The sequence below is a fragment of the Pseudomonas sp. PSB18 genome (assembly GCF_014596565.1).
Taxonomy (GTDB): Bacteria; Pseudomonadota; Gammaproteobacteria; order Pseudomonadales; family Pseudomonadaceae; genus Aquipseudomonas.
The window spans coordinates 201,640-220,312 of the sequence record NZ_NOIN01000001.1; the positions used below are offsets into that span (position 1 = coordinate 201,640).

18 protein-coding genes, 1 tRNA gene and 1 pseudogene are annotated in these 18,673 nt (G+C 57.4%); 3 read left to right on the top strand and 17 right to left on the bottom strand.

What is annotated here, in order from left to right; all coding sequences use genetic code 11:
* Positions 1–54: 54 nt before the first annotated feature.
* The 7 genes from CGA22_RS00755 to CGA22_RS00785 all read right to left on the bottom strand — a co-directional run bounded on the left by CGA22_RS00755 (position 55) and on the right by CGA22_RS00785 (position 8,249).
* Positions 55–492: an OmpA family protein gene (locus CGA22_RS00755; protein ID WP_177329217.1), complete on the bottom strand. Its 438-nt coding sequence runs from the start codon at positions 490–492 to the stop codon at positions 55–57.
* A 101-nt stretch (positions 493–593) separates the two neighbouring features.
* Entirely contained in the window at positions 594–857 is a 264-nt protein-coding gene (locus CGA22_RS00760; protein ID WP_052435071.1) for a hypothetical protein, read from the bottom strand.
* 219 nt (positions 858–1,076) lie between these two features.
* Positions 1,077–1,592, bottom strand: coding sequence for a hypothetical protein (locus tag CGA22_RS00765; protein ID WP_041020413.1), 516 nt, complete (start codon positions 1,590–1,592; stop codon positions 1,077–1,079).
* A 133-nt stretch (positions 1,593–1,725) separates the two neighbouring features.
* Complete coding sequence (locus CGA22_RS00770; protein WP_052435070.1) at positions 1,726–5,355, bottom strand: transporter substrate-binding domain-containing protein; 3,630 nt, start codon at positions 5,353–5,355, stop codon at positions 1,726–1,728.
* Positions 5,355–5,981, bottom strand: coding sequence for a response regulator transcription factor (locus tag CGA22_RS00775; protein WP_041020412.1), 627 nt, complete (start codon positions 5,979–5,981; stop codon positions 5,355–5,357). The genes CGA22_RS00770 and CGA22_RS00775 overlap by 1 nt, the downstream gene beginning before the upstream one ends.
* A gap of 193 nt (positions 5,982–6,174) precedes the next feature.
* Positions 6,175–7,524 carry an EAL domain-containing protein gene (locus tag CGA22_RS27270; RefSeq protein WP_177329216.1) on the bottom strand — a complete coding sequence of 450 codons (1,350 nt, stop codon included), beginning with the start codon at positions 7,522–7,524 and terminating at the stop codon, positions 6,175–6,177.
* Positions 7,525–8,042: 518 nt separating this feature from the next.
* The gene (locus CGA22_RS00785) at positions 8,043–8,249 is read right to left on the bottom strand and encodes a hypothetical protein (RefSeq protein WP_041020410.1); all 207 of its coding nucleotides are present in this window, start codon (positions 8,247–8,249) and stop codon (positions 8,043–8,045) included.
* Positions 8,250–8,457: 208 nt separating this feature from the next.
* On the opposite strand from CGA22_RS00785, the gene CGA22_RS00790 reads away from it, so the two are divergent.
* Both CGA22_RS00790 and CGA22_RS00795 read left to right on the top strand, forming a co-directional pair.
* The gene (locus tag CGA22_RS00790) at positions 8,458–8,757 is read left to right on the top strand and encodes a FimD/PapC N-terminal domain-containing protein (protein ID WP_256223049.1); all 300 of its coding nucleotides are present in this window, start codon (positions 8,458–8,460) and stop codon (positions 8,755–8,757) included.
* A 131-nt stretch (positions 8,758–8,888) separates the two neighbouring features.
* Positions 8,889–9,101: a hypothetical protein gene (locus tag CGA22_RS00795; RefSeq protein ID WP_041020408.1), complete on the top strand. Its 213-nt coding sequence runs from the start codon at positions 8,889–8,891 to the stop codon at positions 9,099–9,101.
* Between the two features lie 130 nt (positions 9,102–9,231).
* Here CGA22_RS00795 and CGA22_RS00800 read toward each other — a convergent pair whose 3' ends face one another.
* From CGA22_RS00800 to CGA22_RS00840, 9 genes and pseudogenes are all read right to left on the bottom strand, one after another.
* A complete protein-coding gene (locus tag CGA22_RS00800) occupies positions 9,232–9,480 on the bottom strand; it encodes a hypothetical protein (protein ID WP_041020407.1) in 249 nt (82 codons plus the stop codon).
* A gap of 246 nt (positions 9,481–9,726) precedes the next feature.
* Positions 9,727–10,434: an RES family NAD+ phosphorylase gene (locus CGA22_RS00805; RefSeq protein ID WP_041020406.1), complete on the bottom strand. Its 708-nt coding sequence runs from the start codon at positions 10,432–10,434 to the stop codon at positions 9,727–9,729.
* A complete protein-coding gene (locus CGA22_RS00810) occupies positions 10,427–11,098 on the bottom strand; it encodes a hypothetical protein (protein WP_041020405.1) in 672 nt (223 codons plus the stop codon). The genes CGA22_RS00805 and CGA22_RS00810 overlap by 8 nt, the downstream gene beginning before the upstream one ends.
* Before the next feature lie 343 nt (positions 11,099–11,441).
* Positions 11,442–11,705 (bottom strand): annotated as a pseudogene (locus CGA22_RS00815) (Arm DNA-binding domain-containing protein); the annotation flags it as partial.
* Positions 11,706–11,929: 224 nt separating this feature from the next.
* Positions 11,930–12,005: transfer RNA gene (locus CGA22_RS00820), tRNA-Gly, on the bottom strand.
* 63 nt (positions 12,006–12,068) lie between these two features.
* Positions 12,069–12,629 carry a CDP-diacylglycerol--glycerol-3-phosphate 3-phosphatidyltransferase gene (pgsA, locus tag CGA22_RS00825; protein WP_041022591.1) on the bottom strand — a complete coding sequence of 187 codons (561 nt, stop codon included), beginning with the start codon at positions 12,627–12,629 and terminating at the stop codon, positions 12,069–12,071.
* Positions 12,630–12,661: 32 nt separating this feature from the next.
* A complete protein-coding gene (gene uvrC / locus CGA22_RS00830) occupies positions 12,662–14,485 on the bottom strand; it encodes an excinuclease ABC subunit UvrC (protein ID WP_041022590.1) in 1,824 nt (607 codons plus the stop codon).
* 2 nt (positions 14,486–14,487) lie between these two features.
* Positions 14,488–15,129, bottom strand: a complete 642-nt coding sequence (gene uvrY / locus CGA22_RS00835; RefSeq protein ID WP_024781217.1) for a UvrY/SirA/GacA family response regulator transcription factor — start codon at positions 15,127–15,129, stop codon at positions 14,488–14,490.
* 128 nt (positions 15,130–15,257) lie between these two features.
* Positions 15,258–15,692 (bottom strand): GNAT family N-acetyltransferase, encoded by a 435-nt coding sequence (locus CGA22_RS00840; RefSeq protein ID WP_024781218.1) that lies wholly within the window; start codon positions 15,690–15,692, stop codon positions 15,258–15,260.
* Positions 15,693–16,295: 603 nt separating this feature from the next.
* Here CGA22_RS00840 and CGA22_RS00845 point away from each other — a divergent pair.
* Positions 16,296–17,366, top strand: coding sequence for a 3-deoxy-7-phosphoheptulonate synthase (locus CGA22_RS00845; protein ID WP_041022589.1), 1,071 nt, complete (start codon positions 16,296–16,298; stop codon positions 17,364–17,366).
* On the opposite strand, the gene CGA22_RS00850 is transcribed toward CGA22_RS00845, so the two are convergent.
* Positions 17,345–18,448, bottom strand: coding sequence for a hypothetical protein (locus tag CGA22_RS00850; RefSeq protein ID WP_223194622.1), 1,104 nt, complete (start codon positions 18,446–18,448; stop codon positions 17,345–17,347). The genes CGA22_RS00845 and CGA22_RS00850 overlap by 22 nt on opposite strands.
* Positions 18,449–18,673 lie beyond the last annotated feature (225 nt).

Here is an 18,673-nt window from a genome sequence, read left to right on the forward strand (position 1 = left end):
AAAGGGGAACGGGAATCGCCGTGACTGTATGGCGACCCAGATTTTTTCAGGCGATCAAGGCCGCGCCTCGACGTCGCTCGCGTCGTCGGAAATGATTACCTCGACACGGCGATTGAACTGCCTCGATTGAGCGCTGCCGTTGTCGGCAACGGGATATTTGTTGCCATAGCCCTGTGTAACCAGACGGTTGCCATCAATGCCCATCTGGTCCAGTGCAAACGCGACACTGTCAGCCCTGCGCTCGGAGAAGCGTCGGTTGAGGGCGTCATCACCGAAGTCGTCGGTGAACCCTTCGATGCGCACCCGGCGCTCCGGGTGCGCGCTGAGGAACGCGGCGAGCAGCCGTAGTTTTCGCTCGGCGCCGTCGTTGAGTTCCGTCCTGTCCGTCTCGAACAACTCATCATCGAAAGTGACGACTTGGCCACGATCCGCCGGACAACCCTTGACGGCCCGCCTGATTCGCTCGTCAAACTGTTTGCGGTTGTGATTCAACAATCTGCCTGACTTCTTGAGCGCGGCGAATACTCCAAACATGTTCAAGTGATCATCTCCACTAGCGTCGCTGTTCGAACCTGGGGTCAACTGGTCAGTGTTCAAAAGATCAATGTACGCAGGACATTGGGTCGCTCCAGGCAGAACGCGTGCATATCCAGGTTCGCTTCCTCAACCAGGGCCCGGCTTACAATCAACAACCCGAAAGGTGCGCTGGGATATTCAGTCAATGACAATAATTGTTTGGGGCATCGAATCGGCGCGATCCGATAGTACCCCAGCCGATTCAACCACTTTTCAATCTGCAATGATCGTTCAAGGCTGTCATCGACGATTAATATTCGCATCGCTTTGTTATTAATCATGATCAATAAACTCAAGCCGCAAGAAACAGGAAACGTCAAACGATATTCACAAATGCGACCGCTATCCTGAAGATGCGAATTCCGCAGAAGATGTAGGAATTTTCCCAAGCGTTTTCGGCCGCACGACGCTGTTTCCCTAAATCGTGTTCAAAAAAAACCCAACTTTCGTTGGGCAAAAGGGAAGTCTGTGGTTTACCTGCATCCATCAGTCAGGGTTCTTCAATACCCATTGAGCAGCAGCGAAACCAGCCCCTGCGCCTCCGGCGCTTCGATGTCGACCTTCATCGACAGTACGCTGCCCTTGACGGGCCGTCCCCCCAGGATCGGAATCACCATGTCGCCCGGCACCATCGCAATCGAAGAAGCATAAGCGCCGCGCCCGCCGTTGAAAGAACGCGGCTGGGAAAGATCGACCCTACGCCCATCAAGTTCGACCTGGCTCAAGCGCACCGTCAACGGTTCGGCCCGCGCCAGTGGCGAAGCTGGCTCTTTCAATTCGCTTTGCAGCGTCAGCACCAACTGAGACGACTTGGGACAGCTCGCGTCAAGACGAAGGGTACGACTGCCTTTTTTACCGAGAGACCCTTCGGGTTCCAGCCTCAGGACGTCGCCGAGGTTCACATCCGACTCGCTGAGCGTTACTTGGCATTCCAAGGCAAAGGCCTGCCCGGCAGTTAAAGCCGCCACAGTAAAAAACAACAGGAACAACTTTTTAAGAGCACTCAAATCGAACATCCTCGCTCAAGAAAGAGACGAAACAATGCGTTTTCATTTGAGTACAGGATAAAGGGACAGCCGACACAGACCTATCTGCATCGGCTCAAGACTTTGTAGGAATTTTCCTGCGACCAAAAAAACAAACAAGTCATCAGGCGTTATGACTGTAAATATTCAACGCCGCCGCTAATTCCGTCATTTCAAGTTGCAAGGCATCGCCCACTTCTTCAAGTAAATGCAAATCCCGGGCTTCGCAAACGGCTTCCATTTGTTCGCACGCGGCGATCAGCCGCCACGCTTTGACGATGCGCGCCCCGCCTTTTATCTTGTGCGCCAGGTTCGACAACGCTGGCAGGTCCTGTTCCTGCAGGATAACCGGCAGGTTTTCCAGGTCTTCCTGGTTGCTGACGGTCAGGTCGTTCACCAGCGCCTGCATGGCCGCTTCATCGCCACGGACCAGCTGTTCGAGACTGCCCAGGTCGATACCGCTGGTTTGCTCCGATACAGGCTGCTCCATAAAGGTATCCGCTTCCTCAGGCGCGATCTGGTCCAGGCGCCTGCCCAGCTCTTTCAAACTGATCGGTTTGAACAGGCAGTCATCCATGCCCGCATCCAGGCATCGGTCTCTTTCGTCGGGCTGGGCGTTGGCGGTGAAACCGATAATCAGGCACCGAGCGGTTTGTCGTTCCGCCTCCTCGTCACGGATCGCGCGGGCAAGCGCATAGCCGCTCATGATCGGCATATTGCAGTCGGTGATGACGACATCGAAATGCTTGCTGCGCCAGGCCCGCAAGCCGTGGGCGCCATCCTGCGCCTCAACGACCTTGTGCCCGAGATAGCCCAACTGTTTGGACAGCAACAGCCGGTTGGCGGGGTAGTCATCGACCACCAGAATCGTCAGGGTGTGCTGCGCGCAAGATTCCTCGATAACAGCTTCCTGTTCAACCTGAACGGGTTCCAGCAACGGCAACTGCAACAACACCTCGATTTGGGTGCCCTCGCCCAGCACGCTGTGCAACTGCAACCGGCCGCCCATCATTTCGCACAAGGTACGGCTGATCATCAGCCCCAGCCCCGAACCACTGCGAGCCGATTGGCTGTTGTTGCTGGCCTGGCTGAAAGGACTGAACAGTTGCTGCTGGTCTTCTTCGGAGATACCCGTGCCCGAGTCTTTCACACGCAAGCGAATGGACAGGTGTTCGTCGGTGCTCGCCGGCAACACTTCAACGCTCAACCGCACCTCCCCTTCGGAAGTGAACTTGATCGCATTGCTCAGCAGATTGGAAACGACCTGCTTGAAGCGCAGCGGATCGATCAGCACGTCACAATCGGTCCCGGCATCCAGATCCAACGTCAACTGCAAGTGTTTCTGCTGCGCGAGTCCATCAAAAATACACCCGAGGGACTTGAGCATTTCCCGCAGGTTCGCCCGTTCCGGGGCCAGCGACAATTTGCCCGACTCGATCCGTGCGATGTCGAGGATGTCACCAATCAAGTCCAGCAAACCATGGGCCGCGCCGGAGGCCACCTCGATCGCGAAACGATCGAGCACGCCTTGATCGGCCTTTTTCAGCGCGAGCTCGAGCATGCCGATAACGGCGTTCATCGGTGTACGAATCTCATGGCTCATGGTTGCGAGGAATGTCGTCTTGGCCCGATTCGCCTCTTGGACCATCCCCAACAGTTGCTGGCGTTCGCTGACGTCGATCCAGCCAGCGATCATGCCGATAATCGCATCGTCGCTGTCCCGGTACGGCAGCATCCAGTGATAGATCGTCAATAAACGCCCGTCCGCCAGGGTCCACTCACGGTCCTCCGTGCGCGCCACGCCTTCGGCCATGACGTGGAGATATTCCGCGTGATAGGCCCTGGCCTCGGACGGGTCGGCAAACATGCTTTCAGCCGCCCATTGACCCAAGGCTTTTTCTTGAGGCAGCCCCACCGCATCGAGGTAACCACTGTTGCAGATCAACAGGCGCCCTTCCCGGTCTAGGACATAGATCGGATGAGGCGTTCCGTCGATCAAGACGCGCATGAATTCCAATTGGTTGCTGAGGGCCCGCTCCGCCTCTTTTCGTCGGCGGATCAATCGGGCCAGGTAGGCGATCCAGACAAAGGCCACCAACAGCAGCCCGCCGGCAATCGCGAAGCCCTGAACAATGGCCTCGCGGTTGCGTAGCCAATAGCTGTCGTTCACCACCACATCGTTGCGCCAGCGATTGGTGATTTCGGCCATTTCCTCAGGGGAGATGCTCAACAAGGCTTTGTCCAGGATCGAGTACAACTCCAAGGCGCCCCGATTGGTCGCAAAGGCCACCCTCGCCGGCTCCGTTCCCACGGTGCTGGTCATTTGCAGGCGCCCCTGGTAGCGCCGCGCGATGGTATAGCGGGCACTGATCAAGGTGTTGATGGCCGCCTCGGCCTCACCTTTGAGCACCATGGCCATTGCTTGGTCGTTGTTGTCGGCGAACAGCAGGTTCACGTCCGGATAATTGTTGCGAAGGTAATCCTGGGACATGATCCCCTGCACCAGCGCAACCCGCTTGCCTTCCAGATCACTCAACGTTACCGAACTTTCCGCGCCCGCCCGGTTGACCAGGATGAAAGGCGTCGACAGGTAGGGCCGGGTAAAGCGCACCTTGTTTTCACGCTCGGTGCTGGGCGTCATGCCGGCGATAAGATCCGCTTTGCCGGTCTGGACGTCATCCACTTGCCTGACCACCGAATTATTGCGCTCGACATCGAATTGCAGGCCGGTACGCGCACTGATCTTGGCCAGGACATCGGCACTGGCACCGCGAAACCGGCCATTCTCGTCAAAGAACGAGAGCGGCAGGAAATTCTCCATGGCGGTGACTTTGACGCGGGGATGCTGTTCGATCCAACGCTGTTCCTTGGCGTTCAAATGCAAGCGCTGCTGCCCTGGAATATTCACGTCCGTCGCGCCCCAGCGACGTAGGATATTCATCCGTTCGCCCAAGGGAATGGAGTCCAGCGTCTTGTTGATAATCCGTAGTAAACGCTCGTCGTCCAGACACAAGGCAAAGGCGAAACGACCACCTTCCATGCCGGAGAAATCCGCCAGTTGGATGTTGTTCAGGTAGTTCATCTCGATCAGGTAGTTAGCGCTGATGACGTCACCCAGATAGACGTCGGCCTGGCCAAATGCCACGGCGCTGATCGCGCTCAATGTCGAGGGATAAAGCACCAAATGGGCGCCGGGATAGAATTCATGGACATCCTGGGAAGGCAAATAGTGATAAAGCATGGCGATTCGCTTGCCCGCCAGGTCCGTCGTCGCCTTGTCATCGTTGCGCGTGACCAGCATCGGCTGGTCTTCGGCGTATGCCATGGACATCGCCACCCCCGGGTCCTTCGCCTCGAAGGAATTGGCGGTGCCCAGGAAATCAATCTCCCGGTTCCTCAAGGCCTCTATGAGCTCCGACCTTGAATCGAAGCGACGAATACGCACTTGGACATGCAAGAGCTGAGCAATCAGTCCGGCGTAGTCGGCGGTGAGCCCCTCGTAATCATGCCCATTGGTCGTCAGGTCGAATGGCGGGTAGTCGGGCGTGGAAATACCCAAGGTCAACACGCCTTTGTGTCGCAGCCAGGTCCAGTCCGACTCATCCAGCTCGACTTCGTAGCCATCAACCGTCGAACGCCCGAACAGCTGAAACGCCTCGGGCTCAGGCTCTGCGTGTGTCTTGGTTTGGGCCAGGCAGGAAGCGGCCCATAGCGCGAAAAACCACACCAGGGAAAACCGCAAACAGGCACGCATCAGATCAGGCTATTACGTTTGGCCATGTCCGACAGGTGCACCAGCGACTTCAGATTCAGCTTTTCGATCAGGCGGGCCTTATAGGTACTGATGGTCTTGTTGCTCAGCAGCATTTCCTCGCCAATCTGCTTGTTGGACATGCCCCTGGCGAGTTGCTGCAAGATCGACAATTCACGATCGGACAGTTTCTGGATCAGGGCTTGCTCCGACGCTTGGGCGTCGTCGCGGCACACTGTATTGACGGTAAGATCGGGAAAGAAGGTGTAGCCGGATTTGATCGCGTTGATCGCCTTGACCAATTCGTCCAGGTCATCGGCTTTCGACACATAGCCCGCCGCCCCGGCTCTCATGCAGCGCATGGAGAAAAAAACCGGCAACAAGGACGTCAGGACCAGGATCTTGACCGGCAGCTTCAAATCGGCAATCCGACCCAGGGCGTCCAAGCCGTCGACACCGGGCATCGCAATGTCCATCAGGACCAGGTCTGGCATATGCTCGCGTACCAACTGCACGGCCTCGGCGCCATTGCCTGCTTCTGCAACGATCTCATACTGCTCTTGCTTCAGAATGGCTCTCACCGCGGAACGAATGAACGGGTGATCATCGACGACTATAGCCTTCAGCATTTGAACCTCTAAAATCAATGACTTGATAATAACGAGCGAAGTAAAAAGCCGTTTGCAGGCAAATAATCAGACAAGATAGCCCCCCGCCGGGTCGGCGTGAATAGCTGCCCGATAATTTTCCATTTGCCGTGCGCCAGCCCTCACCTTTTTACGAAAAGAAGTCCTTTCTGTAGACAAATCGCGCGACCCACCCTTAGGTTTTGCGGGAGAGAATGGCCGGGCTCTGCAACCAGAGCAGCAATTCATGGGATGACATCGGTTTTGCGTAATAAAACCCCTGCCCGAGCACACAGCCCATTTCGATCAGCGCCTGGCACTGTTTATCCTCGCTGACACCTTCGATGATCAGCTCCATATTCAATGAGCGGGCCAAGGCGATGGTGCTGATGATGACCGCCCGGCTTCGGGGCTCATGGAGACTCTGGACAAACTCGCCATCCAGCTTGATTTCAGTGAAGGGCAATTGGCAAAGCAACTTGAGCGAAGAGAAGCCCACGCCGAAATCGTCGATTGAAAGTCCGCACCCCATCATCCGCAAGCGCAGCAGGTTCTCCTGGACATCCGGCGGCATTTCGAGCAAACCGTTCTCTGCCAGTTCAAACGTCAACTTTGCCCCGGGCAAGTTATGGAAACGCAGTGCCTGGCGGATGTGATCGATCAGCGTGGTGCCCTTCAGTTGCGACGCGTGGAGGTTGAAGGATAATTCCAACGGCTGTTTTTCCCGATCCAATACACCCAGCAAACCCAAGCCCTTCTTGAGCAACTGCTTGAACATCTCATCGATCAAGTCATAAGCCAGCACAGCGGCCAGGAAATCCTTGGGCAATAGCAGCCCGTGGACCGGATGCTGCCAACGCGCCAGAACTTCAACGCCCGCCACCCTGCCGTTAGCCAGCCTGAACTTCGGTTGAAAGAAGGCGCAGAACTCACCTAGGGCAAGCCCGCGACGGATATCGCTTTCGCTGGGCAGTGTGCTGGCCGGAACCGGGACTCGCGCATTCAGGACGTGCTCATACTTGAAACGCAGCAACATTTTCTGCAACGGTTTTATGTGAATGGGCGTACTCAGGATGCCTAGAAGCTTCAAGCCGGAAAACGAAGCCATTTGCTCGATGGCTCGCCGCAATTGCGGCTGGAACTCGCAATAAATGATCACCGTCTGGACCAGGGAAAGTCGGCTGGCACAGTTCAGGAAATCAAGGCAATCCATGCCTTGGCCGCTCAGATCGCACAGCGCAATGTCCACCCCGCCCTGTCGCTGCATCGATGCCAATGCCTGTTCGCCGCTGCTCGCCAGCAAAATGTCCGAAACCCCGGAGCGCTGCAGGGCATTGATGACCATATCGCGTTGTAAAGAGTGATTGTCTAGAACGAGAACACGCAATGAGGTCATCTGTCGTCTGCCGGTGCCTTGGGCCAAGGCGTAACATCGTTGCAGCAGAAGGGGAAGGACGATATGACATGGCTCCCAAGAGTCTGTAGGAAAATTCTGAAGAACGCATAGCACCTCGTTCGGGCTATCTTTCGACCGATAAATGAACACCCGAAAAAACGACAGACCGCCCCAAAGATAGCCGCAGAAAATTTCCTACAGCTACGCAGGAAAAACTCTACATTTTGGCTTATTGTTTGGCTCATCATCCTCCCCAGAGCAAGGATGCCTCATGTTCTAAACAACCATTACGGCATCTTTCTCTGACTGGCCAACCGGTTAACTGTCGACGGCAACTACCCGCAGCACAAAGACTTCCGTTGTAGTACCGGGAAGTTCGTCTTTTGACCCGCAAGGCAATCCTAGTTGCCGTCACGCGTCATTCAGGACATCACCGTTGGCCGAACAAATAACTACTCAAAGGGATTCGCGTAATGAAAAATTAGTAGTTGTTACAGCTGCGCCCCTTGTGATGGGCCTCACTTCTTTCGTCGTTAACGCTACCACGCCGACCACCGGCAACCCGGGCGCCGTGCGCTTCATTGGTGAAATCGTATCGACGCCTTGCGGTATCGACGCTAACTTCCTGGATCAGACTGTTCGCTTGGGCCAGGTTCCGTCGAATCAGTTCAAGGCAACGGGGACCGTTCAACGCCGACCAAATTCGACATTGTGTTGACCGACTGCGACACCACCACCCAGCAAAACGCTCGCTTCACCTTCAGCGGCGTGCAGGATCCGGTGGTTCCGGCGCTGTTCGCCACCACTGGCCTGGCCCAGAACGTAGCATTCGTTTGCAGGCCAACGCCGGCGAAATGCTCGACAACGGCAAACAACAAGTTGCTCCTATCGCCTACAGAACGGCAATAACACCGTTAGCTTCGCCGCTATGTACGAAGCCACCGCCACTGCCGTCACCACGGGTGAAGCGGACAGCGTTGCCAACTTCACCGTCGCTTATAACTAACACGTCTGTATCGGCTGCATAGAAGGGGACTACTCCCCTCTTTTATTTCCGCCCAAGCACTGACAAAGGGATTTTTCGTGTCCGGTCGCAAACTATTCATTTTTTGCGCGGTGATCTCTTGCGCGCGTTGTTTGAACGCAACGGAGTTCAATTCGGAATTCCTGAATATTGATCGCCATGACGATATCAGTCTTGGGCAGTTTTCCCATGCCGACTTTGTGGCACCTGGCAGTTATCTGCTGGATATCACGGTTAACCAACGTTATTTTGGCACACGCTCCATTGATTTCAACACCATAAGCCGCAGCCAGGCACTGGATGACTCGAAGCCGATGGCGAGCAACACGATACCGATCACTAGAAAGATTGCCCGGTAGCTCGATACCGTAGTTATTCGTTCAGAGGATCGCAGCCACTCGATTGCTGCAAATACTCGCCCGCCCTACTGGTTTTTGGTTTCTGCCCTTCCCGCTGCTACGCTTTCGACTCCTCGATCGGAGTCGAAACAATGCCCACCGAATATTCACTTTCTGATGTTCTTGAGCGGCTTTACCAAAATCAGCTCGCCTTGGAGGCGGCGGTGATGGAGCTGACCTTGAAGGTAGAAGACCAAGATGCAACAGAGATTGGCGCCAACGTCAGAGGTGCACTTCAGACCATCGGCGAGAACGCCGGACACATCAAACAGGGTTTGGCTAAGCTGAGAGCCACCGGTCACTGATTTAACCGCCCATACGATGGCGAGCCTGGCGATTTTTCGCGCAAAGCATAAAGATTGACCTGACGGATGTGCAGATTCCCCGCGCGCTGCGCGGCGACATCGTGAAGATACGGACGCCCTCAACCTTTCGCTATGAAAGGTGGCGCACTTTGATAATCCTGCCCGAAGCTACCTTATGCTTGAGGTTGGCCATCCGAATAACCGTGTGCGGACCATCGGCCGTTGTTTCAATGAGCATGCCATCCCTGATCTCCATCACACTGAGTCCGGCCGCCAGCATATTGATATAAGCGGCATGAATCGCGCCTTTCGCCATGGCTGGAATTTTCTCTTCCAGCCGGCTCACCAGTTCATCACTTAACATCTGGTTGACCTTCATAACGAGCTCCGCATTCTAGGCCTGCACGGCACCAGCCATCGTTGTTGCTGCGCTCTGTGGCAAGCACCACCAATTCCTTGGGATGTACGCGAGACGTGTCTGGCCGTCGACGCCACATAAAATTTGTACGGAATCCCATCAATGCCCCATCAAAGCCCGCCGACTTCAGCAAGATCTAATGACTGGTGAGTGACGATTTCAGTCTCAGAGAGCGGATTCCAAGGGCCACTGTTCGGTCATTTTGACTCAGCTTTTTCCCGCGATGATAACGACCCCAATCCGCTCTGCCAGATTGAGCACCGTGTCGAATACAGTCGAGTCGCCGGTCAAGCTGCGTGACGCCCCCTGCGGATGGAGTGCGCCGTCAGGAATCCGGTCACCGAAGAGCACCACCGCACGTGCCAAATCATCTTGTCGCGACACCCAAGACAGCCCCTGGGCATCTGGACACTGACGGTGGATTGCCTCGGCCCATTTGCGCGTCGCAGGATATTGATCTTTCTCAGTGTCGATCAATTGCTTGCGCGTGATGCCCAGTTTCCGCAGTGGCACGCTGGACAGATCAACCAGGTGCAGCGGCTGGCTAACCTGGACGGCAGAATGCACCTGTCCAGTCAGCTTGCCTTTGTCGAAGCTCTTAAACCCAGCCGTATGGGGAACGTCGTGGAAGACGGTCTCCATCAAGGCGCAATCGACTGTCGTGCCTCCATACAAGGTGGGAATCGCCCGCCCCTGATCATCCTGGATCGGGCTGAAGCGTGCGTTGCCGTGCACACCAGGATTGAATTGATCAGGCTGATACTTATCCTGGTGCACACGGTGAAGCACATCGCCTTTGGCGATCACGGTGAAAGTGACGTGCAACGTAGCCGCAGGCACTGGGGTAACGGACGCCGCCAAATCCGTGGGAGGCGTCGCGCTACCCTCACTGGACTCGGTACGCTGCTTAGCCATGGACGATGCCCTGGATCTCATCCAGTGCGGCAGCAATCACCCGATCAGGCGCCGATGCCAACAGGTCCTGGGGCCTTTTGCCCCCCAGAAAACTGTTATCTGAACGGAACCAGTAAGCCATACCCCAGCCGTCCTTGTGGCCAGCGAAAGCCTCAATGACTTTGGCTAATGGCTTGAACGGCCGATAGCCCGCATCCGGATCCAAGCCGTACCCCGGGAAATAATCGACCCCACCGTGGCTGATGGCAAAGATCTGCCCCTGCTTTTTCCATTTGTTGGGCTGGGCACTCGGGTTTCTAGTACTCAACTGGGCCACCTGGGCGATGTCTGCGGCGGTCAGCCAGTCACCGCTTTCCAACACCGCTTTGCGGGCTTGGACCAGCATTGCCGCTTCCTTTAGCAGTCGAGGCGAAGGCGGCTTACGCGTCACAAACACCTCGGCCAGTCGCTCCAGCGACTTCGGGTCCTGACGCTCCTGCAGCACCTCGTACATCGAAGAAGCCACATTGGCGAAGTTTTCCGCCAACGCCTCAAATACGCTGAGGTTGACCTGATCAAAAGACACGACCAGCACTCGGTCCGCATGCGAGCGGCTTAAGCTCGCCCGAGCCTCCTTAGGCGTACCGACCAAAGTGGAGACGCCCGACTGCTCTGTAACGCTCATGGAAATCTCCTCACCAGTTATCTGCGCTATCAAATACTAGCATATCTTTGATAACCCCAGCCCTGGCCTAGCCTCCATTCATCCGGATACATAGGTAGGATTGAGGGGAGCACGCCATGCCGTCGATCAGCACGGTGACTCTGGGGACGAAAAGTCTAAGGATACGATCTTGGCTTTCAGGTGTGGCGAGCGAGCTAAAGACCAGCAATGGTGGATCGAAAAAGTTGGCATAACCCAACTCAGCACTGCTTGAATTCCCGGCGGTCCCGCTCCCCTAAGGGCCGAAAATTTGTACCACATCGATCTAAGAAGGTGTTCTCTCCGCCAACAGTTTGGCATTGAGCTCAAGCCGTCGCTGGTCGCGGGGATCGATACCCTTCGCGACCTGCGCCCTGGCGATATCACGCAGAGCGCGAGCATTGCGCAGACCTATTTCAGGATAAGTACCGAGCGAAATACGAGGCTGCTTGCCCGCCCAGGAAAAGCGGAAGTGCCAGCTCTTGGTGCCTTTCGTATTCACGAAAAGTGCGAGGCCATCAAAGTCAGGAAGGGTATAGTTTTTGGCGCGAGGTTTGGCGTGCCGGATCGCCGTATTGGTAAGGACCATCGTACTAACTCCCTCATATGAAATGAAGGTGTGTTGTACAGTTTTCAGAGTACCAAGCTGCTCAAAAAACTGATTTACCAAGCGTCGAATTGATGTACTAAAAAATGTACTAAAAAATCGTGGATACTAATGTATCAGAGTAGACTTTACTGGAACGAAAAAAGAGGCCGAGGCCTCTTTCTTTGACTTCTAAATACTTCAATGGAAGTCTATAGAAAAATAATTGGAGCGGGAAACGAGACTCGAACTCGCGACCCCGACCTTGGCAAGGTCGTGCTCTACCAACTGAGCTATTCCCGCGTCTTGGTGTGGCGCATTCTATAGATTCAGATTACGCCGTCAACCCTTTGATTCAAAAAAGTTTTATTTCTTCTCTACATCTGTCCGCAGATGCGGCCAGGCGGCGCGCAGGTACTGGACCATCGACCACAACGTCAGGCCGGCGGAAATCAGCAGCAATGCATAGCCCAGCAGCACCCAGAAGCTGAAGTCCGAGGGGTTGGCCAGCAGGATGACCAGGGCGAGCATCTGCGCGGCGGTTTTCCATTTGCCGAGGTTTGACACGGCGACCTGGGCGCGAGCGCCCAGCTCGGCCATCCACTCACGGAGTGCCGAGACGACGATCTCACGACCGATGATCACTGCTGCCGGCAAGGTCAGCCAGAGGTTGCCGTGTTCCTGCACCAGCAGCACCAGGGCCACTGCGACCATCAGCTTGTCGGCCACCGGATCGAGGAACGCGCCGAACGGTGTGCTCTGCTCCAGGCGGCGGGCCAGGTAACCGTCCAGCCAGTCCGTCGCGGCGGCGATGGCAAAGACCGAAGCGGAGGCCACGTAGCTCCAGTGGTACGGCAAATAGAACAGCAGTATGAAGATCGGAATGAGCAGGACGCGTAGAACGGTAAGCAGATTTGGGATATTCATCGGCACAACTGGCTGCGAGGTTGACGGGCATTCTACTCGCTATGCAGGTTTGCATAAATCGACTCTGCGAGCTTTTTACTGATACCAGGGGCTTTGGCGATCTCTTCGATGCTGGCACGAGACAGCTCCTGCAATCCACCGAAATGTTTCAACAGGTCCCGCCGCCGGGTCGGGCCAACCCCTGCCACGCCTTCCAGGGTGGAGGTGCGGCGAGTCTTGCCACGGCGGGCACGGTGGCCGGTGATAGCGAACCGGTGGGCTTCGTCACGGATCTGCTGGATCAGGTGCAACGCCGGGGAATCCCCTTTCAGGGTGAATTCATGGGCCGCATCGTTCAGGTACAGGGTCTCGAAACCGGCCTTGCGCGTGGCGCCCTTGGCCACGCCCAGCAGGATCAGGTCGGGGACCATCAGCTCATTGAGCACGTCGCGAGCCATGGACAGTTGGCCTTTACCGCCGTCTACCAGCAGGATGTCCGGGAGCTTGCCCTCCCCGTCCTTCAGCTTGCCGAAGCGTCGCATCAGTGCCTGGTGCATCGCCGCATAGTCATCGCCGGCGGTCACGCCTTCGATGTTATAGCGGCGGTAATCGGACTTGATCGGGCCTTCCGGGCCGAACACCACGCAGGACGCCACGGTAGCCTCGCCGCTGGAATGGCTGATGTCGTAGCACTCCAGCCGCTGCGGTGGCTCGTCCAGGTTGAGGACATCGGCCAGGGCATCGAACCGCGCCGCGACGTGCTGGCGGTTAGCCAGACGCGCGCCAAGGGCCTGCTCGGCATTGGTGACCGCCAGTTGTTGCCAGCGCGCCCGGGTGCCGCGCACGCGGTGGCTGATGGTCAGCTCGCGACCGCGAAGCGTATGGATGGCTTCAATCAGGGTCGGAAAGTCCTCGTGGACCACGTTGACGATCAATTCGCTCGGCAGGTCGCGTTCCGGACTGCTGACGTAGTACTGGCCGAGAAACGCCGACATGACCTCGGCCACGTCTTCCTCGATACCCACCTGGGGGAAGAAGTTCTTGCTGCCGAGCACGCGGCCGCCCCGCACGCTGATCAGATGCACGCACGCACCGCCCGGGTTGATGAACGACGCGATCACATCGACGTCGCCGCTGCCGCCCTCCATGCTCTGCTGGTCCTGCACGCGGCGCAGCAAACCGATCTGGTCGCGCAACTCGGCGGCTTTTTCAAATTCGAGGTTGATCGCCGCCTCTTCCATCGCGCTCGACAATTCATCGGTCAGCGCATTGCTGCGACCTTCCAGGAACATCACCGAGTGACGCACGTCTTCTGCATAGACTTCGGGCTCGACGAAGCCCACGCAAGGCGCCTTGCAGCGTTTGATCTGGTATTGCAGACAGGGCCGGGTGCGGTTCTTGTAATAGCTGTCCTCGCACTGGCGCACGAAGAAGGTCTTCTGCAGCAGGCTCAGGCTTTCACGAATCGCACCGGCGCTGGGGTAAGGACCGAAATAGCGACCCTTGGCCTTTTTCGCGCCACGGTGGATGCTCAGGCGCGGGAACGCCCCATCGGACAGGAACACGTAGGGGTAGGATTTGTCATCCCGCAACAGGATGTTGTACGGCGGCCGCCATTCCTTGATCAGCGTCTGTTCAAGCAGCAGCGCTTCGGTTTCGTTGGCGGTGATGGTGGTTTCGATCTGCGCGATGCGTCCCACCAGCGCGGCGGTCTTGGGGGCCAGGCCGGTCTTGCGAAAGTAACTGGCCAGGCGCTTCTTGAGATTCTTGGCCTTGCCTACGTACAACAGGCGTGCGTCGCCGTCGAACATGCGGTACACGCCGGGGCGGCCACTGCATGTGGACAGGAAAGCACTGGGATCAAACAGTTCGGTCATTATCAGGCGCTGGCATCGACCATGCCGTGACGCACTGCCAGCAGCGTCAACTCGACATCACTGCTGATCGAAAGCTTCTCGAAGATACGGTAACGGTAGGTGTTGACGGTTTTTGGCGACAGGCACAGTTTATCGGAGATGATCTGCACTTTCTGGCAACCGACAATCATCAGGGCGATCTGGATTTCCCGCTCCGATAACGCGTCGAAGGGAGACTCATTAGTCGGCTGGAAGGATTTGATCGCCAACTGCTGGGCAATCTGCGGGCTGATGTAGCGCTGCCCGGCGAACACCAGGCGGATGGCCTGGACCATCTCGTTCAAGCCGGCACCCTTGGTGAGGTAACCCGCCGCGCCCGCTTGCAACAACCGGGTCGGGAACGGATCTTCTTCGCAGACGGTGACCGCGACCACCTTGATGTCCGGGTGACTGCGCAGCAGTTTGCGCGTGGCCTCAAGACCGCCGATGCCAGGCATCTTCACGTCCATGAGGACCACATCGGGTTTCAATTCACGCGCCTTGATCAGGGACTCTTCCCCGGATTCGGCCTGACCAACCACCTGCAGACCGTCGATGTCAGCCAGCATTCGTGTAATGCCCGTACGAACGAGATCATGGTCATCGACCACTAACACCCTAATCAAGCAGACACCTCACCATTTTGGTCTTATATGGACTGCGTTACACCTTAGCAAAAAGCTTCCGGCAGACCTAGCGCCAAGAGGCATTAAAAAGTTACAGCGAATCTTCCTGGGACAAGTGATCCGAGGCCTCAAGCATCGGCGTCTCGCTGCATCCTCAGGAAACACTCATCCTCGCCCGCGACGTATAGTCCCATGCGTTCATAGAGTTTCCTCGCCGGATTGTCCTTGAACACCGTCAGACGCAATGCCGGACGCCGTTCCAGGGTCACCATGTCCCAGACCTGTCCGATTGCCCAGGTACCGGCACCCTGCCCGCGGAATGCCTGATCGATCTGCAACTCCCGGATATACAGCGCCCGGGCATCACGGCTGAGACTGACAAACCCCAGCACCCGATCCTCGCGACTGATAATCCAGTTCTGGCGAATGATCCACGCCAGGTCGAACGCCTCATCCTGCCAGAGCAAATCATGACGCAGGTAATACGGCAGCATGTTGGCGCAGGTCAATTGCCGGACGAAATCGATGTCCGTAGCCGTGGCCGCACGCCATTGGAAACTCATGGCCACCTCGTCAAAGATCAAAACCCGAGTTTGTCATAATGCCAGCCAGACTCAACACCATGAACAATTGCACCTCGACGATAGAAACTTCTTATTGAACCCGCGCCCCAGCGTCGAGTAAGCTCAGGACCATTCATCGGAGACAGACCATGTTCAACGCCCTCTCACCGCTTCAATCCGTTAGCGCCCCGCGCTCGGTTGCGGCTGTCCGGGCGAACAGCGTTGCTGCTCCGGTCAACTTTTATTTTGGGTATTGGTTTAGCCACTGGCGCGCCTGATACCCAACCGGCGCCCACTTTAAACGGGTCGCCTTCCAGAGTTCATAAACCCCCGGTCGGCCTCCCGACCGGGGGTTTTGTTTTTTCAGCCCTGTATTTTTCGCAACACCGACAACTTTGAGGATCGAGCCATGAATTACGCCACTTATTACCGTTACGACTTTTGCGCCTGGCGATTTACCAGCCTCCGCTCGGGACAGCCTGCCGCCTCCGATCGGTCACCTATCGGTGGCATGCAAACACTTGAGGCCAGTACGGCCAACTGTCGAACACCCCACTAGGGCCGGCGCGGGAAGAACCCGCTGCCCGCCCAGGAAGCCAGATCATGAATTCGTCCGTCTCCGCTTTGCCGCTGTCCACGCTCACCCCGGCCAACGAAGCCCTGACCCTGCGTCTGCCCAGCTCGTTGCAGCTCAAACACCAGTTGCCCCTCAGCCACATGTTGAGCCAACAAGTCGATGCCCATCGCCAGGCCATCCGCGCAATTCTCGACGGTGAGGACGCTCGCCTGCTGATCATTGTTGGCCCCTGCTCCCTCCACGATCCGAAATCCGCCCTCGAATACGCCGCCAACCTGGCGCGTCTGGCCCACGAAGTGAGCGACAGCATGCTGCTGGTGATGCGTGCCTACGTGGAAAAGCCCCGCACGACGGTGGGCTGGAAAGGCCTGGCCTACGACCCCGATCTGGATGGCCGCGATGACATGGCCGCCGGCCTGACCCTGTCCAGGGAACTGATGCGTGAAATGCTGCAGCTCGGCCTGCCCGTCGCCACCGAACTGTTGCAACCCATGGCCGCCAACTACTTCGACGACCTGCTCAGTTGGGTCGCCATTGGCGCACGCACCACCGAATCGCAGATCCACCGGGAAATGGCCAGTGGCCTGGGCATGCCGGTCGGCTTCAAGAACGGCACCGACGGCGGCGTCGGGATCGCCTGCGACGCCATGCGCTCCGCCGCCCACCCCCACCGGCATTTCGGCGTCGACAGCCAGGGGCACCCTGCAATCATCCAGACCCAGGGCAACCCCGACACCCACCTGGTGCTGCGGGGTGGACACCGCGGCCCGAACTACGACCGCCAGAGCGTCGCGCAAATACACAATGACCTGGACCGCCTGAAGATACCGGCCCGGATCATGGTGGATTGCAGTCATGCCAACAGCGGCAAGGATCCCTCGCGCCAGCCAGAGGTATTCAACGACGTGCTGGCGCAGCGGCTGCAAGGAAACCGCGCGCTGATCGGCATGATGATCGAGAGCCACCTGTTCGAAGGCTGCCAGCCCATCAGCCCGTCGATGCGCTACGGCGTATCGGTGACCGACGGGTGCCTGGGCTGGGCATCCACCGAGCAACTGCTGCGCCAGGCCCATCGTCAGTTGCTGTCAGCCAGCTGAGTTTTGTGCGCGCCCTCCTTCGGGAGGGCGCTCCTGGAACGCACATGAACCTCGACCCCGGCGAAAGGCTGGCTCACATCGTCCAGGCGCTCGACCTGATAGCGAACGCGCACCGATCTGCCCCGTTGACTCTGCCAATAGTCCGTCGGGACTACGAAGGTCATCGGCTGACCGACGTTGGCCGGGACGATTTCACGCTCCTCGACATAGGCATAGCTGCCATCGCATTGCAGCCAGACCAACTCGCCAATCTCGAATCCGCCAGTCTCGATGATCACCTTCACGCCCTTCTCCTGCTCATCGACATCCAGCTCCCCCTCCTTCAGACCCAGGATCCGGGGCGCTTTCAGTGGCGGGCGGACCAGGGCGCCGATATGCAGTGACAAGGATTCGGCACGACGCACGGAATGCCCCCGCCTGACGACGTAAGACAGGTCCAGGCGATGGCCCAGATGCGGGACAATCTGCGCCTGATCTATCCAGAATGAGACCTCGCGGCCAACGGCATGGGCCTCGATGTCCAGCACGTCACGCCAGAGCGCCCTGGAATCCCTGCTGCCGATCAGGATCAGCCGGTCCCCGACAGCCATTCTTGAATAGGGCCGGATGCTCACGCAGGTGCCCTCGGGGACACGCTTCGGATCGAGACTGCCGCCCACCGCATCGGTGGCGATGGCCGGCAGCAGTTGCGGTGCTACATCACCGATCACCAATTGCAGGGGCTCCGAATGCATCGGCGCCGGCAGTCGTTTACCGGTGACTTGATACGAAATCTCCAGCGAGCCGCCGTCCAGCTCAGCGATATGGGGTTCGCGCACGACGAAGATGACGTCCCGGTCGACCTGTCGTTCCGTGACAGACCGACGAACTTCATGTCGGTACGGTTCGCCGTCCGAATTGAGCCCGTGCCAGAACAGCAGCACTTCATCGCCGCACGTCATCATCGGGTAGGGTTTGAGGGTGATGGCAACCTTGCTCCAGGCCGGGTTGATCACCCCGCCCTTTGCCGCCGCCAGGATGGGGGCCCGGAATTTCGTCCGAGCGCTAAGCCGGGCTCGCCGGCCAAATGGGTCAGTGGTCATGTGTGGATTCCAGTCCTTGGATGAAGGCGCCATCTCCCTGTAACGGCGCCCGATAGAGCCATTAAAACCTGCTCCTCGCAAACCCGCAGTCAGACAAGACGACAGTGCAGGTGGTCCCTTGCACTTGAGACTGTAGCTGCATGCGACAGGGTCTATCAGACGCATCCCGAAACCAAACACATCATTCGGCCACTTTTCTGATTCTTCCTTCCTTCTTTAGTCCGT